Origin of the sequence: Paenibacillus sp. M-152 (genome assembly GCF_003856555.1) — a bacterium.
GTDB classification, from domain to species: Bacteria; Bacillota; Bacilli; order Paenibacillales; family Paenibacillaceae; genus Paenibacillus; species Paenibacillus polymyxa_C.
In genome coordinates this window covers 2,529,831-2,548,678 of sequence record NZ_CP034141.1, presented here as the reverse complement: position 1 = coordinate 2,548,678, position 18,848 = coordinate 2,529,831, and the positions used below count along the sequence as shown (strand labels likewise).

The following is an 18,848-nucleotide window of genomic DNA, read 5'->3' as shown; positions in this document are numbered from 1 at the left end:
TCAAAGGAGGCCTGTTCAAAATAAGCTCCCGATTGCGAATCCATCAGATTGTAAAAGAGCATGCCCTTCTGCATCGGCGTCAGTGCGTATACATTTTCCAGCTCACCGATACGTGCCGCCTGTTCCGCAATCTGTTCCAGCTCACCAGTCGTCAGACCTTTGAAGGATACATCACTTGGGGTAAGCTCTGGCCGCTCCTGAGCGACGCAATGCGTAATGACCTCCTGCAAAGCGGATTTCATTAGCCCCGCCACTCGTTCCAGCGTTTCTTTACGATACTGCTTACGGCTGTAAGCGATCGTCAAACGCAGCGTGCCTTCCGAGATCATTGCGTTCAAATCCAGCGTGTACAGTAACGGTGAATGGGCATCCTCTGTCTCCCCTGCACGGTAGGAGGACAACGTAATTCCACTGTTTTGCAGATCCTGATCGACCTGCCCCAAATAGTTAAAGCTGATTTCCGGTTCGGCTGCGATCGTATCCATTTCATCTGCAGGCAACGCAGAGGACAGGTAACGCCAAGTGCCATAGGTCAGCCCTTTATGCGGAATGCGCCGCAAGCCTTCCTTCGTTTCTTTAATCCGCTCTGCCAGTGTCATTTCCTTGCCGGTCTCCAGCAGCACTGGATACAAGCTCGTAAACCAGCCTACTGTACGTGTAATATCCACCTCTGGCAAGATCGCTTCCCGACCATGGCCCTCCAGGTTCACCAGTACATGTCCTGCACCTGTCCAGTTGTGCACCGCGAGTCCCAGCGCGGTCAGCAGCAAATCATTGACCTCGGTGTTATAGGCGCGATGGGCCTGCTTCAACAGTTGCTCGGTTTCAGCTTCAGTCCACTCCACCGTTAGCACTTCGCTGTCTGCATTCACGGAGCCCTCATAGGCAAAATCCTTAGGCAGTGGTGCAGCTTCAGCTTTGACCTGTTCCAGCTGCTTCCAATAGACTTCATCCGATACAGCCTCAGGACGGTTAGCATAAGAGGATAACTCCCGTGCCCACGTTTGGAAGGAATCTGTTTTATAGGGCAATCGTACAGGCTCGCCCTGGATCGCCTGCTCGTAGCCTGTCGAGAAATCTTCAAACAGAATCCGCCACGACACCCCGTCCACCACCAAGTGGTGAATAGCGATCAGCAGATGGTCGCCCTCGGTTGTGCAGAACAATCCGAGTTTCACCAAGGGTCCTGCGGACAGGTCCATGCTGCTTTGAATTTCCATTGCCTTCGCTTCCAGCGCTTCCGCATAAGCGGCCCGTTCACGGTAATCCAAAGTTTCCAGTGTATATAACGTGCCTTCCTCTACATGGCGAGTCCAAGCTGTATAACCAGCGGAAGTCTGATGGAATACCGTACGCAGCGCATCATGATGCTTCACGAGGTGATCCATGGCTTGGCGAACCGCTGTCTCATCAAAACCCTCGGCGCGATAGAGCATAACCGCTTGATTAAAGTGCTGCGGACGCTCGCGCTCCTGCGCAAAGAACCAATGCTGGATCGGAAGTAGCGCCGTTTCCCCGCTGACTTCTTCCTGATCTGCCATACGACGGACCTCTTGCATATGCGGTGCCAGGGCTTCAACGGTTGGATACTGGAACAAATCCTTCATGTCCAGCTTATAGCCGGCCTGGAACGCACGGGAGGCGATTTGGATCGCCTTGATCGAATCACCGCCCAGGTCGAAGAAATTGTCCAGAATACCGACCGTCTGCAGCCCCAGTACCGACTCCCAGACGGCTACCAAAGCGCGTTCTTGCGCCGTACGCGGCTCGGCATAATCGACTCCGGTTTGCAGGCTGCCCTCTGGTGCAGGCAAGGCCTTGCGGTCGATTTTGCCATTCGGTGTCAGTGGCAGCTGTTCCAGTTGTACAAAGTAGGATGGCACCATGTAGCCTGGCAACTCCCGTCCCAGCTCACTTCTTAGCTTGCTGGCCTCGACTTCTTGTCCCGCGACATAGTAGGCCACCATGTGGTTTTGGCCCATTTCGTCCATACGGGCCACGACGACCGCTTCGCGTACCGATTCCACCTGGAGCAGCTGCGATTCGACCTCGCCCAGCTCAATCCGATAACCCCTGATTTTCACCTGATGATCGATCCGGCCCAGATATTCAATGTTGCCGTCCGGCATCCATCTCGCCAAATCGCCGGTGCGGTACATCCGTTCATAGCCTGCTTTGCCTCCGGCAAACGGGTTCTCTACAAATTTCTCGGCCGTTAGTTCTTCGCGTTTCCAATAACCACGGGCTAATCCTTCCCCTGCAATACATAATTCGCCCGGCACACCGATTGGCTGCAATCCCCCATCCGCGTTCATGATATATATTTGGGTATTCGCGATAGGACGTCCGATATTAATTTGATGAGCATGGGTCAGTTCCTGTACAGTCGACCAAACTGTCGTTTCTGTAGGTCCGTACATATTGTAAATGCGAGGACCGTTTATCTTTTGCAGATCTCCCAACAGCTTGGACGGTAGAGCTTCACCCCCGACCATAATTGCCTTCACGCTTTGCAGTGCGTGGGAACCTGTTTCATGACTCAGTAGCATTTGCACCCGCGATGGTGTCATTTGCAACATCTCAATATGATGATGAGTAATCAACTCACCAAGTGCCTGAGGATTCACCTGATGCTGGCGGTCGCCAAGCACAACCGTCATGCCACCCAGCAGAGGCAGGATGGTTTCCAAGACAAAAATATCGAATGAAATGGTCGTCAGTGACAAAATGGTTTGACTCGTTTCAAAGTCAATTGCTTCGCGCATACCTGTAATAAAGTTGAGTACTGAGCGATGCTGGAGCATAACCCCTTTCGGATTTCCAGTTGAACCAGAGGTATAGATGACGTAAGCCAAATGCTCTGGGCGGGCAATCGCCTCCAGGTTGCTGCTTTCTCCCTGATACAATTCTGCATCCTCAATAAATATTGCATTGGCGTTGCAATGGTGCTCTTCCAACAGATCACGACTGGTCAGAAGCACTGTGGCCTCGCTATCTTCCAGCATGTATTGAATACGAGATGACGGAAATTCGGGATCAATTGGCACATATGCACCGCCTGCTTTTAGAACGGCCAGCAGACCTACGATCATTTCCACTGAGCGATGCACCATCAGGCCGACCAGCTTATCAGGTCCTACCCCCTGTGCTTGAAGTATTCGTGCCAATGAGTTGGCTCGTTCATTCAGCTCCCGATAAGTCAGACTCTGATGTCCAAACATTAATGCTACCTGATCCGGTGTCTGTGCCACCTGTTCCTCGAACACCGCACTTAACGTCTGATCCTGTGGATAAGCTGTTGCAGTATCGCCCCAAACCTGAATAATCTGCGCTTGTTCTTCCGATGTTATCAATTCCAACTCACTCACACGGATATTCGGATTCTCCACAATTTGCCTAATGACATGCTCGATATGACCCTTGATGCGCTGCATTTCGGACCGGTTATATACCAGTTCATTGTATTCCAGCAGGATCGTGATATCCTCGTCAGGCACGACAATCAGGTTAAAATCGTAGTTGGTTTGCTCTGCAATTGCCACATTGGCTATAGATAAGCCTGTATGTGCGTCTGCTTCGCCGGAATCAATCGCCTGAGATATCTTTTGCCCGATCGGATAGTTTTCAAAGACCATAATATGATTAATCAGGTCTTGTTTTTGTTCAGTTAGCGCCTGAATATCGTAGAGCGGAAACGTGTCATATGGACCGGAGCTCAAAGCCTGTTCCTGTGTACGCTTTAATATTTCAGCAAATGTTGCATTCCGCTCACTGTAAATGCGTACCGGAATTGTATTAATGAACAAACCGATCATGCTCTCCACGCCTGCGACTTCTGCCGGACGCCCGGATACCACACTACCAAACACGACATCCTGATTATTATTGTATTTCTGTAAAATAACACCCCACGCACTCTGTAAAATCGTATTAATTGTTACTTTCTGTTGCTTTGCAATACGCTTCAATGCGGTACTCCGCTCTTTACCTAACCCAAAGGTCACCTTCTCCAAAACATAGCCTGTATCCGAACGCCCGTCACTTCCGTCTGCATCCTCATTCTGCACTGTTACAGAAGCCTGCGCTTTCTCACCAAGCAACAAGGTCTGTTGCTCATAACCCGCCAAATAGTCGCTCCAATAGCGAGCCGCTTCCTGCGCTTTCTGCTGTTCCAGCCATTCAATGTAACGGCTATATGATCTGACAGGTGGTAGTTCCGGCTGCCTGTTCTTCATCAAAGACGAATACGCACTTAGCACTTCTTCCATGACAAGTGACAGACACCAGCCGTCCATCAGGATATGATGGAAGCTCCATACAAATCGGTATGAGCAATCCCCTGTACGGAAGACAGCTATACGCATCAGCGCATCCTTGCCTAAATCAAAGCCTCGAGCTTTGTCCTGAGTCACAAATTCAGCTACAGTGTGTTCACGCCCTCTGGCATCCTCGTAACGGAAGCTCGGATTTTTATGACGATAGACAACCTGCAACGGTTGACCATGCCAGCCACTGTAGAAATTTGTCCGGAAAATTGCATGACGGCTTACGAGCAGCTTCACGCTTTCCTCAAACATGCTCGGTTCAAACTCTCCTTCAAGATCAAACGTCAACTGTTCAAAATACACTTCGGTTTGTGTATTCATCAAACTATGGAACAGCATACCCTTTTGCATTGGCGTTAGCGGGTACACGTCTTCCAATTCCCCAACCGTCTTTGTCTGCTCCTTAATCGTATCTAATTGCTCCAAGGTCAGACCTTTAAACAGTACATCACTTGGAGTCAATTCGTTCTGCTCCCTTGCAACACAGTGCTCGATAATTTCAAGCAGATTGGCTTTTAGCAGGTTAGCCAGCATTTGGATGGTGTCCTTACGGAAGACCTTGCTGTTATATCGAATATCCAGTTTCAGGATACCGTTGGTTACACTCGCGTCCACAATGAAATCGTATTTCATCTCCAGCTGACCACTAACGACCGATCCAATCGAGTAAGGTGACATACGGATATCACTGTTTTGCAACTCCTGATCAAACTGTCCGTGATAACTCAAGCTTACCTGTGGCTCGGCAAAAGCTTGATGTTGACCGAGATTCAGTGCATCTGCTTGCTGACCCGTGGCTTGGCCGGATTCATTCAAATGTCTCCAGATTCCGTAGCCAATTCCCTTATTCGGGATATCACGCAGACTCTCTTTGACCTGTTTGATGCGTCCCGATAAAGTAGAATCACTGCCGATGTTCAGCCATATTGGATATTGAACCGTAAAGCAACCTACCGTACGAGAAAGGTCCGTATCTGGTAAAATGCCCTCACGTCCATATCCTTCCAAATTGATCAGGCTACGTTCATGACCGGTCCATGTGTACAGCATCATGCTCAAAGCTGTCAGCAGCAGATCGTTCACTTCCGTGTTATATGCGCGGTGCGCTTGCTTCAATAGCCGTTCTGTCTCTTCTTCCGAAAGCTTAACGACCATTTTACCCGTGTCAGCCAAGATAAATTTGCCATCCTGTGCTTGATCTTCAGGCAAGCGTACCTGGTCAGCCAAAGCGGATGCGTTCAGATGCTCCCAATAGGCGCGTTCGCCTTCCAGTGCTGCACTATTCGCATAGGTGTACAGTCTTTGAGACCAGGAACGGAACGAGTCCGTTTTATCCGGTAACTGAAGCACTTCTTGATGGACGGCTTTCTCATAGACTGTGGCTAAATCCTCCAACAAAATGCGCCACGATCCCCCGTCTGCCACCAAATGGTGGATGGCTATGAGCAAATGATCCCCATCCGCACAGTGGAACAAACCAGCTTTAAATAGCGGGCCTTCATGCACATAAATACTGCTTTGAATTTCGCTGACTTTCGCCTCAATCGTCGCACTAAGCAAGGCTTCATCAGTGACATCTCTAAAGTTCAATACATCCAGATGATACAATTCGCCCTCATGTACTCCACGGTTCCATGCTTCATAGCCTTGCTCCGTCTTTCTGAACACCATACGTAATGCATCATGGTGCTCAGTTAGCTTCATGAGCGCCTGACGTAGAGCGGATTCGTCAAAGCCCTGCTCCAGATGCAGCATAACCGCCTGGTTAAATGGATACGCATGCACTTGCCCTTGTTCTGCAAGCCAGTATTGGGTCGGCGTTAGCGCCACTTTCCCCGTGACCTCGCCTTGCTCGGTCGTTTGCTTGTCCGCTAACCGAAGATGCGGAGCCAACTCCTTCACATTTGGAAATTTGAACAAGTCCTTCATATCCATCTTGTACCCGGCTTGAAGCAGTCGGGAAGAGAATTGAATCGCCTTGATGGAGTCGCCGCCCAGATCAAAGAAGTTGTCTAAAATACCGACCGTTTGTACGTTCAGAACGGACTGCCAGATTGCTACGAGTGCCCGTTCGGCTCCAGTGCGCGGCTCTACATACTCCGCTCCGCTTTGCAGACTCCCTTCGGGTACCGGCAGAGCCTTGCGGTCAATTTTGCCGTTTGGACTCAGTGGCATCTGCTCCAGCTGTACAAAGTAGGATGGTACCATGTAGCTTGGCAGTTCTCGGCCCAGCTCACTTCTCAGCTCACTGGCACTGAGTTCTTGCCCCGCAACATAGTAGGCCACCATTTGGTTTTGGCCCGTTTCATCCGCACGAGCCATGACCACGGCTTCTCGTACCGATTCCACCTGGAGCAGTTGCGTTTCCACCTCGCCCAGTTCGATTCGATAACCCCGGATTTTTACCTGATGGTCAATCCGTCCCAAATATTCGATGTTCCCGTCTGGCAACCATCTCGCCAAATCGCCTGTGCGGTACATCCGCTCATAGCCTGCTTCCCCACCAGCAAACGGATCGGCTACGAATTTCTCAGCCGTCAGCTCCGGTCGGTTCAGGTAACCGCGGGCTACGCCGACACCGCCGATGCACAGCTCACCCGCAACCCCAATCGGCTGCAATTGCTCTTTGCCTTCCTTCACGATGTACAAACGAATATTTTGAATCGGTTTCCCAATGGGAATAACTGTATATTCTTCATCCAGCTTGCAATCGAAGTACGATACGTCCACCGTCGCTTCCGTCGGGCCGTACAGGTTGATCAGCTTCGCTCCTGCTAGGCTCGACACGAGACGTTGGAACCTCGCCACATGCTGCGGTGGTAAGGCTTCACCACTGGCAAAGACATGGCGCAGCGTGCCCAGCTTCGCTTGCATCACTTCCCGTGGCTGTTGCTCCACGTACTCCAGGAACGCATGCAGCATAGCAGGTACAAAGTGCATCGTGGTCACACCATCACGGGCAATCGTGTCAACGATGTCTTCCGGGTTCTTCTCCCCGCCGACTGACAGCAAACTCACCTTCGAGCCGACCATCGACCACCAGAACAGCTCCCACACCGACACGTCGAAGGTGAAGGTGGTTTTTTGCAGAATTGTATCCTCCGCACTCAAGCCGTAGCGATCATGCATCCACAAAATCCGGTTCAGCACGGAATGGTGCTCCACCATTACACCTTTCGGTTTTCCAGTGGAACCGGAGGTGTAGATCACATAGGCGACATGATGTGGCCCCGACAACGGCTCCAAGTTGGAGCTATCTTCGTGGTAGATGTCGTTGCGTTCCAACACCAGCACCTGGCCGTCGAAACTCAGCGATGCTTGCTCGGCCAGGTGCGATGACGTCAGCACGAGTTTCGCTCCCGAATCCTCCAGCATAAAGCGGATGCGGTCGGCCGGATATTCCGGATCGATTGGTACATAAGCTCCGCCAGCCTTAAGGATCGCATAGATGCCTACGATCATGTCCAGCGAGCGCTGCGCCAGAATGCCTACCGGCTGTTCCGATTCTACTCCTTCTGTGCGCAAGGTGCGTGCAAGACGGTTGGCTCTCTCGTTCAGTTCACGATAGGTTAAGGATTGATGCTCCCAAACGACAGCTACATGATCTGGTGTGCGTTCAGCCTGCTCCTCAAACAGCTTTTGGATCGTCTGATGGCTTGGATATGCTGAAGCCGTCGCATTAAACGCTCCTGTAATCTGCTGCTTTTCCGCTGCTGTGACTAATTCCAGCTCTTCAACCCGAACATGCGGGTTGAGCGAAATTTGCTCCAGCAGGCGTGCTAAATGCCCATGCAGACGCTCAATACCTGCTTGATCAAAGCTGAGCGCGTTATACATAAAGCGAATCTTGATGCCTTCTCCCGGCATAACAGCTACGTTCAGATCGTAGTTGGTTTCCTCTGTAGCCACCACGTTCGAAATCGTAAATTTATCCTGTCCCTCGCTACCTAACTGTTCTACCTGCTGTCCCACCGGATAATTTTCAAATATCATAATATGATTGATTAAATCCTGTTTCTGCTCGGTCAGCGCCTGAATTTCATACAACGGGAATGCATCGTAGGCATTGGAAGCCAGCGCCTGCTGCTGGGTTCGTTTCATCAGCTCGACAAAGGTTTCACCTTGTTCAGACTGCACACGCACTGGAATGGTATTAATGAACAGCCCGATCATGTGCTCCACGCCTGGAATATCCCCTGGACGACCGGACACGACGCTACCGAACACGACATCCGTACTGTTGTTATATTTTTGCAACAGAACGCCCCATACCGTCTGAATCAGCGTATTGATCGTGACCTGATTTTGCTTCGCCACCCGTTCGATCTGAGCAACCAGCTCTGGCTGGAAGTTACATTCCAGATCTTCAGCGACATACTCCCCGGATTGTAAAGATTTCGACTGTGTTTTTTGCTGTGGAAGCGTAATTTGCTGCTCGTAGTCCGCCAGATACCCACTCCAGTATTGCAAGGCCGCCTCACGGTCCTGACGCTCCAACCATTCGATAAATCGGCTGAACGGCGTGACTGGCTCCAGCGCTGGCTCATGACCCGCGCGCAGTGCCAGATAGCTACCGAATACCTCCTGTGTAATAAAGGACAAGCACCAGCCATCCATCAAAATGTGATGGAAGCTCCAAACAAAGTGGTACGTTTCATCCCCGGTTTGCAAAATGGAAACACGAATGAGTGCATCCTCTGCCAGATGGAATCCTTTTGCTTTATCTTCGATGACAAAAGCTTCAACACGAGCTGCTCGTTCCTCTTTTTCCAGTCCGCGCAGGTCTTCATAATATAATTGTCCGCTACGGTTGCGGAAAACGACCTGTACAGGCTCGTCCTTCCATGAACTGATAAAGTTCGTCCGCAATGCCTCATGACGCTGTACGAGCAAATCAAAACTTTTACCGAAAGTAACCACATCAAAACGCCCGTTCAACTCAAAGGTGGCCTGCTCAAAATAAGCCGCCGAATTCTCATCCATCAGGCTGTAGAAGAGCATCCCCTTTTGCATCGGCGTTAAGGCATACACATTTTCCAGCTCGCCCAGATCTCGCGTATCTTCCACCAATTGCTCCAGCTCATCCAGCGTTACATGGTTTAACAGGACATCACTTGGGGTTAGCATCGTTCTTTCTTGGGCAACACAGTGATGAATCACCTCACGCAAGCTGGATGCCAACAGCTCTCCAAGCCGTTCAATCGTTTCATGACGGAACTGCGTTGTGCCGTAGCGAATCGTGAACATCAACTCGCCATCTTCGATTACTCCATTGATATCCAGCGCAAAATCCATAGTCGCGTTCGTGCTGACAGGCACACCGATAGAATAGGCGGAAGGCTGTAGATCATTGCCTTTATAATCCTGATCGAATTGGCCCAAGTAGTTAAAACTGATCTTAGGCTGAGCCTGTAACCGCACGCCTGCTTTCTCCAGCATATTCATATCCGACAGGTATCGTAAAATACCGTAGCCGATGCCTTTTTGCGGAATATGACGCAGCCCTTCCTTGATCCTTTTGATCAGACGAGCGGTATGTCCCCCTTGTCCCAAACTTCCATCCAGTACAACCGGGAACTGGCTCGTAAACCAGCCGACCGTGCGCGTAATATCCACATCCGATACAATGGCTTCCCGTCCATGGCCCTCCAGATTGACCAGCACCCGTTCGGAACCAGACCAGTCATAGACTGCTTTTCCGAGCGCAGCCAGCAACAGGTCATTCATTTCCGTGTTGTACGTGCGATGAGCTTGTTTGAGCAGCTGCTCGGTTTCCTGCTTCGTCCAGCGGATCGTCACAACCTCACTGTCTCCAAGCAGAGCATTGTCATTTGCAAAATCCTTCGGCAAAGGCTTCACAAGGCTAGCTTCTGCTTGTTCGATATGCTGCCAGTAAGCAAGCTCCCGCTCCATCGTCGCACTGTTGGCATAGGCTGACAGCTGTTTGGCCCATACCTGGAATGAATCTGTTTTATGCGGCAGTCGGATCGCTGTGCCGGTTTGACCTGCAACAGCCTGCTCATAACCGGATGCCAAATCTTCCAGTAAAATACGCCACGATACACCGTCCACAACCAAATGATGAATGACGATTAGCAAATGGTCGCCCTCAGCGCAGTGGAACAGACCAAGCTTCACAAGTGGACCCTCACTCAAATGAATGCTCGCTTGAATTTCACTCGCCTTGGCTTCAACAGCGGTGGATTCGTCTTCCACTGCGCTGAAATCTACAATGTCCAGCGTGTATAGCTCGCCTTCCGCTACACTGCGGCTCCAAGCGACATAGCCCTGCCCCGTCTCACGGAATACCGTGCGCAATGCGTCATGATGCTGGACCATACGGTCCATCGTACGGCGCAGCGCGTCGACGTCAAAGCGCCCAGCTCGATACAGCATCATCGCCTGGTTGCTGTGGTGCAGGTCGGCCGGCTGCTGCTCGAAGAACCATCGCTGAATAGGTGTCAGTTCCACCGGGCCTACTGCCTCTTCCTGACTGGCCATCTTGCCATCTGTACGAAGCAAAGGACTGAGTGCTGCTACTGTCGGATTACTAAAGAGGTCTTTCATGTTCAATCGATAGCCGGCTTGCAGCAAGCGAGACGATACTTGCAGTGCTTTGATCGAATCGCCACCCAGCTCAAAGAAGTTATCCTGCGTGCCTACGGCTTCCACGCCCAGTACTCCAGCCCATACCGCAGCCAGTACTTGCTCCACCTGGGTACGCGGGGCTACATAGGCTGCTCCCGTATGGATGCTGCCTTCTGGCTCCGGCAAAGCCTTGCGGTCGATTTTGCCGTTGCTGGTCAGCGGGATGGTCTCCAGTCGCATCAGGCGCGCAGGCACCATGTGCGCTGGCAGTCCGGCTTCCAGCTCTGCCTGCACTTCCTCGATCCGCAGCTCGGTTTCTCCCGTGATATATCCGCACAAATACTTGTGCCCACGCTCATCCGTCCGGTCGATGACTACGGCTTGGCGCACACCCGGCACCCGCTGGATCGCCGTTTCAATCTCGCCCAGCTCGATCCGGTAGCCCCGGATTTTGACCTGGTAGTCCATCCGGCCGATAAAGTCCACATTACCGTCCGGCATCCACCGCGCCAAATCGCCTGTGCGATACAAACGTTCCCCCGGTACGTACGGGTTCGCTACGAATTTCTCGGATGTCAGGTCCGCACGGTTCAGGTACCCCCGTGCCACGCCAGCACCGCCAATGCACAGCTCACCCAGTACGCCAATCGGCATCGGATTCAGCTGGCTGTCCACAATGTAGAAGCGTGCGTTCAGCCACGCTTGACCAATCGGCACATGGCCGCTGCTTGGCAGCTTCGACAGCTCTTCGTCATAGAAGCTAGAGTCAATCGCCGCTTCGGTGACGCCGTAACTGTTCATGATGCGGATATCCGCGCCAAACCGCTCTTGCAGCACCCGGTAATCCGTCACGCTGCAGCTATCCGAGCTGGTGATCAGCAGTTCCAGACTGCTCATGTCAAGGCCCCGTTCATACACATGCTGCATAAACGGTACGATCAAGGCCGGAGTCGATTCGAACACGGTAATCTGGTAATCGCGTATCCATCCGTACAGACGGCTTGGATCAATGCGGTCATCTTTCGGACAAATGACCATCGTGCCGCCGTTATAGAGCGTCCGTGCCATATCCCCGACGAACACGTCGAAGGAGAAGCTTGCTAGTTGCAGCAGTCGCACCGGGAACTGGTTCAGACGGTAATCCCGGCGATACGCCGCAGCCGTATTTACCAGGCTGCGATGTTCGATCATGACGCCTTTCGGACGTCCGGTTGTCCCAGACGTGTATATCACATATGCCAAATCGTGTGGTTCATTGATCGGTTCGATATCCGTGACACCCCCGGTGTACAGCGACTCATCGTCCAATGCCAATACAGTACGCAGACGCAGCCCTGTTGCCGGTTCGGATACTGCTTCACTGTCAGACTTCGAATCTGATTTCAAGCTTACGCCTTCATTCAGGCTGTCTCTTTCCATCGTTTCAGCGCCAGCCGCTGTTTCCAATTCACCCTCAGTCTGCCCTCCGACCAAGGCCTGCCGACTTGCCTCCAGCCAACCCTGTGCACGCTCTTGCAAACCGGTTTGCGTTAGCAGCACCGTCGCACCACTGTCCTCCAGCATAAAGCGAATCCGTTCGGACGGATAATCCGCATCCAGCGGTACATATGCGCCTCCGGCTTTCCACACCGCCAGTACGCCGACCAGCATGTCCACTGAGCGCTCACTCAAAATACCGACAATGGACTCGCGTCCAATGCCCTCATTCCGCAATCTACGAGCAAGCTGGTTCCCACGCTCGTTCAGCTCGCGGTACGTAAACTGCCGTTCCTCGTATACAACGGCCACGTGATCCGGCACAAGCTGTGCCTGTTCTTCCACATAGGCGTGGAACAACAAATTAGATTCTTTTTCATCAGTCCACGCAGCTACGCCTACTGATCCAAAACCATCGATGATTTTTGCTTTTTCCGCAGCAGTCACCAATTCAAGCTCATCTACCCGTGCATCTGGTCTGTGAATCGCTTCTTCAATCATATGCAGCAAATGCTCACGGATTTGCTCTACAGCTGCACGTTCCAACACTCGCGCGTTGTACTCCAAATGGAAATGAATTTCATCACCCGGCACAACGGTAATGTTGAAATCATAGTTCGTTTGCTCTGACATGGAAGCATTGGCAATCGTAAAGCCATTCGCGCCACGGCTACCCATCTGCTCCATGCGCTGTTCTACCGGGTAGTTTTCAAACACGATAATATGGTTTACCAAGTCCTGTTTCTGCTCGGTCAGGGCCTGAATGTCATACAACGGATAGGTTTCGTAGGCACGGGAAGCCAGTGCCTGCTCCTGGATCTGCTTCATCAGCCCAGCAAATGTCATATCTTTCTCACTGTGAATCCGTACAGGAACCGTATTAATGAACAACCCAATCATTTTGTCTATGCCCGGAATATCTGCTGATCTACCAGATACGACACTGCCAAATACCACATCCCGGCTGTTGTTATACCGCTGTAGCACAACGCCCCACGCTGCTTGCAAAAGTGTGTTGACCGTCACTTGCTTCTGCTTAACCAGCTTGTTCATCCGCTCCGTCACTTCACGGCCCAGTGTAAACGAAAGCTTGTCCGCTTCATATGCTTTAGCGTGACCGTCCAGCTGTTTGACCTGCGGCAATACCGTCTGCTGCTCAAAGCCCGCAAAATAATCGCGCCAGAACCGTTCAGCCTCCGTCTTGTCCTGCCGATCCAGCCATTCAATATATTCGCTGTATGGTGTTACCGGGACAAGCTCCGGCTTGCGGTCTTCGAGGATGGCAAAGTACGTATTAAATGCTTCCCCTACAACCAGGAACAAGCACCAACCGTCCATCAAAATATGATGGAAGCTCCATACAAAACGGTAAGACTCCTCACCTGTACGTAAAATAGACACCCGCATCAGCTCGCCTGAGCTGAAATGAAAGCCTTCGCCTTTGTCGCGCTCAGCAAAATCAGCAATGTACGCGTCCTGCTCTTCTTGTCCCATCAAGCGTATATCTTCAAAACGGAACCCCGCATGTTTGTGTCGATACACCACCTGTAAGGGCTGTTCATTCCAGCCGCTATAAAAATTCGTTCTGAATATTTGATGGCGATCCACCAGTTGATTGAGGCTTTCGGCAAAAGCCTCCACTTGAAAGCTGCCTTGTAGATCAAATGTCGCCTGCTCAAAATACGCCCCGGATTGCGGCTCCATTAAGCCGTGGAACAGAATGCCTTTTTGCATGGGTGTTAACGAATAAATGTTTTCCAGTTCCCCCGCAGCAGCCGTCTGCTCTACAATATGATCCAGCTCTCCGGCCGTTAGTCCTTGGAAGGACAAGTCGCTTGGGGTCAGCTCCGGCAACTCTTTGACCACACAGTGAGCCAATACCTCACGTAAACTCTCCTGAAGTAAATCAGCCAGCTTTTTGATTGATTTTTTCATGAACATTTTGTTGCTGTAGCTGATCGTCAGTTCCAGTGCGCCGTCTGTGATCATGCCGTTGATATCCAGCGCATACCGCTTGGTCAATGTGTCACTCATGGAGGCCCCGATGGAATAAGGAGACATGCGGAATGCATTATTTTTCAAATCCTGATCGAATTGTCCGAGATAGTTAAAACTGATTTCCGGCTCGGCAACAAAAGCTGCTTTCCCTTCTCTGTCAGCAAGATATCTCAAAATCCCGTATCCAATCCCTTTATGCGGCAAACGGCGCAGCCCTTCCTTGACGTTCTTGACACGCTGTCCCACATTCCGGTCTTCGCCCATATCCAGTACAACTGGGAATTGGCTGGTAAACCAACCGACCGTGCGCGTAATATCCATATCCGGCAAAATGGCTTCCCGTCCGTGACCCTCCAAGTTTACAAGCACCTGACGGATGCCTGCCCACTCCTGAATGGCGATGCCCAGAGCTGTCAGCAGCAGGTCGTTTGCTTCTGTATTGTAGGCCCGATGAGCTTGTTTCAAGAATTGTTCCGTTTCTTCGACCGTCCACGCTACGGTCAGTGTTCGATCATCACGAAGCTGTGGCTTGGCCTGAGATTTACGAGTGTAATCCTTAGGCAATGCCTCTTGAGCAGCACCAGCTCGCTCCACCTGCTCCCAATACGCACGTTCCTTCTCCAACGCGGTGCTGTTCGCATAAGCTGCCAGTTGATCTGCCCACAGGCGGAAGGAATCCGTCTTATTCGGCAAGCGGACAGACTCGTCCCGTAAAGCCTGCTCATAGCCGGATGCCAGATCCTCCAGCAAAATACGCCATGACACGCCGTCGACCACCAAATGGTGGATCGCCACCAGCAAATGGTCTCCATCGATGCAACGGAACAGACCCAGCTTCACCAGAGGACCTTCATCTAGACGGATGCTGCTTTGGATTTCGCTGGCTTTGTTCTCCAGCAAATGAGCAAAGTCAGACTCCGTGGTATAATCCATCACTTCGAGGCTATACAGCTCTCCTTCTTGCACGCCACGGTTCCATGCTTCATAACCACCGTCTGCATTCTGGCGGAATACGATGCGCAAAGCATCATGATGCTCGACAATGCGTTGCAATGTCTGATGAAGCGCCGTTTCGTCCAAACGATCCTCACGGTGTAACATCAGAGCCTGGTTGTAGTGTTCAGGATGGGATGGCTGCTGTTCAATAAACCAGTGCTGAATCGGTGTCAATGCCACGTTTCCTCTGACTTCTCTTTGATCGGACACGCGGGTCACCCGCTGCACTCGTCCATTCAGCTCAGCAATCGTTGGATACTGGAACAGCTCCCTCATTTCCAGCTTGTAACCATTTTGCAGCAGTCTTGAAGACACCTGGATGGCCTTAATCGAGTCGCCACCCAAATGAAAAAAGTTATCCAGAACACCAATCTGTTCGATACCCAGTACAGATTGCCATACTGATACTAATGTCCGCTCTACCTCATTACGAGCGGCTACATAATCCTCGCCGGAATCCACGCTTCCCTCCGGCTGCGGCAATGCACGCCGATCCACTTTGCCATTCGGTGTCAACGGCAATTGTTCCAGCTGTACGAAATACGACGGCACCATGTAACCCGGCAATTCCTGACTCAAGTCGCTTCGCAGCTCACTTGCTGTGATATCCGCAAGGGTGACCACATATGCGCAGAGCTGTTTTTGTCCCTGCTCATCCTCACGTGCAATGACCACAGCTTCTTGCACCGCCTCCAGCTTCAACAGCTGCGCTTCCACCTCGCCCAGCTCAATCCGGTAGCCACGGATTTTCACCTGCGCGTCGATCCGTCCTTTGTATTCCAACGTTCCGTCCTCATTCCAACGCACCAAATCGCCTGTACGGTAGCAGCGCTCACCGCTGCGGAAAGGACTGTCTATAAACTTTTCAGCCGTTAAATCAGGACGATTCCGGTAGCCACGTGCCACCCCGTCGCCGCCGACGATTAGCTCACCCCATGCTCCCACAGGCTGAAGCTGCATGGAACGGTCTACAACATACGCTGTGGAGTTGTAGATCGGACGCCCGATCGGTACCGCTTCCGATTGCACGCCAGCAATTGCATGAGTTGTAGAAAAAGTTGTATTTTCCGTTGGGCCATAGCCGTTGATAATCCGTAGGGACGGATGAGCCTCCAGCACCCGGTTAATGTGCGGTACGGATAACACATCACCGCCGACCAGCAGTTCTTGTACCCCCTCGAACAACTCCAGATCCTGCTGGGATAGCTGGTTAAAGAGTGGCGCAGTTAGCCACATTGTCGTAATACCATGGCTGCGGACAGCTTCCTTGAGCTTCGGAGCGTCCAAAATAACATCCTGACTTACCAGTACAAGCTGTCCTCCATTCAGCAACGCACCCCAAATTTCGAAGGTGGACGCGTCAAAGACAACGGCACCAGTTTGCAAAATGCGCGTGTCAGCACCCAGTTGCGCATAGTTTGTATTTTTCACCAAACGCACGACATTGCGATGCTCTACCATAACTCCTTTAGGCTGTCCGGTCGTACCCGAAGTGTACATAAGATAGGCTAGTCGATTGCCAAATGTATGTGCTCCAGTAGTACTGTCTACGACAGACGAAGAAGATTCTTTTAAATTCTCATTTTTCAGATTTAAATAATGGGTAAAATCTGCATGACTAGCTTCGTTTTGTTCCCCATGTATGTTATTCACGTCTTGGTTATTCTTTGTCCCGTACACAGCGGCATCACTCAGATCCAGCACAATTCCGGTGTAATCCTCCGGTTGCTGTTCCGCATGCTGCACCAGCAGCAACTCCGCTCCCGAATCTTCCAACAGGTAGCGCACACGTTCAGCCGGATAATCAGGGTCAATTGGCACATATGCGCCGCCCGCTTTGAGAATCGCAAGCATACCAACGATCATATCTGCGGAACGCTCTGCAACGATACCTACAGTTCGCTCGACAGTAACACCGTGCCCGCGCAGCGTGTGAGCCAATCGATTGGCTTTTACATTCAATTCGCCATAAGTTAAATAGGCATTGTCAGACACAACTGCTGTCTGATTCGGTGTACGTGCCGCCTGTTCCTCAAACAGCTCATGAATGCCTGCTTCGTGTGGATATTCCACTGTTGTAGCATTGAATACGTCGACGATTTCCGCCCGTTCTTCCTCACTGATCAGCGACAATTCCTGTATTCGCTTGTGTGGGCCCTGTACCATATGCTCCGCCACACTCAAAAATTGTCGAATAATTCGAGCAATTTCCTGCTCACTAAACAGCTCGGTACGATAATCCAGGTATAATACGAGTCTATCGTCATCCAGCATTTCAACCATGTGAATATCGAAGTCATTCACTGTATCTCCGCAGAAATCGTTATCCACCTGCTGAATCGCTTCATCAAAACGAGAGAAACTCAATGTACGGTACTGAATGGATGCCCCAAACAGACGCTGGATGTCCATACTGCTTTGCTGTTCACGTAAATCTTGAATAATTTTGTTGTACGGGTAACGCTGATGCCGCAAAATGGACGCCTGCTCCTTCCCTACACCCTGTAAGAAGGCCAGCAGTTCGGATTCCGGTTCGACCAGCAGACGCGTAGCCACGGTGCTGACGAACATGCCGATGGTATCCTTTTCTTTCTTAGACGTACGGTTGGCATAGAGTGTTCCTACAGTTAAGTCCTGCTCACCCGTCACTTTATGCAAATAAATATACAGAGCGGCTAGGAAGAACGTGAAAATACTGATTTTATGTTCCTCGCAAAAAGCCGTAACACCACGATACAATCCATGTTCCAGTATAAAACTTTCCCGGCGTGCAGCTGTGCTCAGTGTCAGCGGGTTATATGATTTTAGACCTGTGGTCTCTGGCAAATCAGCAAACTTTTCCGTCCAATACGTTTTGTCCTTTTGATAGCGATCAGATTGCTCATAGCTTTGCTCTACCTGAATAAAATCCAGATAAGGATTGCTCTTGCTCGGTGCATCCTGGCCTGTACCATGAACAATATCCATATAATGTCCAGTGATTTCATTAATGGCCTGATTCATGGACACCCCGTCCGAAATAATATGATGCATTTTAAAATTAAACCAGGTTTCTTCTGCCCCTAACTGCAAAATAACAAATCGGTACAGCTGCGAATCCAACAATGAGAACGGCTGTGGATTATGGCGCTTTAACCATTCATTCGCTTCTTCCGGGGTTACTTGAAGCGTTTCAATACTTTCCACTGTAAACGGCTCTACATATTGATATGGGATTCCATCCTGAGCAGTGATTTTGATACGGAAAGAATCGTTTTGGGCAATCACCCGGTTCATTGCTTGCTGCAATGCATCTATACGAACAGTTCCTCTGATTTTTACAGTAGCAATAATGGTTGAAGTGTTCCGATGAGGATACAAAAGCTCCGTGTACCAAATACGTTGCTGTGGCTGGCTTAAGGAAAACAATTGAACATCTTGCTGTGTCATCCGTCTCTCTCCTCGCAAAATAGATATTTGGTAAAA

At 50.9% G+C, this 18,848-nt stretch carries 1 protein-coding gene (only partly in view); it reads right to left on the bottom strand.

The features are described 5' to 3' along the window. Positions 1–18,812 carry the start of a non-ribosomal peptide synthase/polyketide synthase gene (locus tag EGM68_RS11575; protein WP_129549208.1) on the bottom strand. 23,578 nt of this gene lie to the left of the window's left edge, so only the first 18,812 of its 42,390 coding nucleotides appear in the window; its start codon is at positions 18,810–18,812; the stop codon falls past the left edge of the window. Between the last annotated feature and the right edge of the window lie 36 nt (positions 18,813–18,848).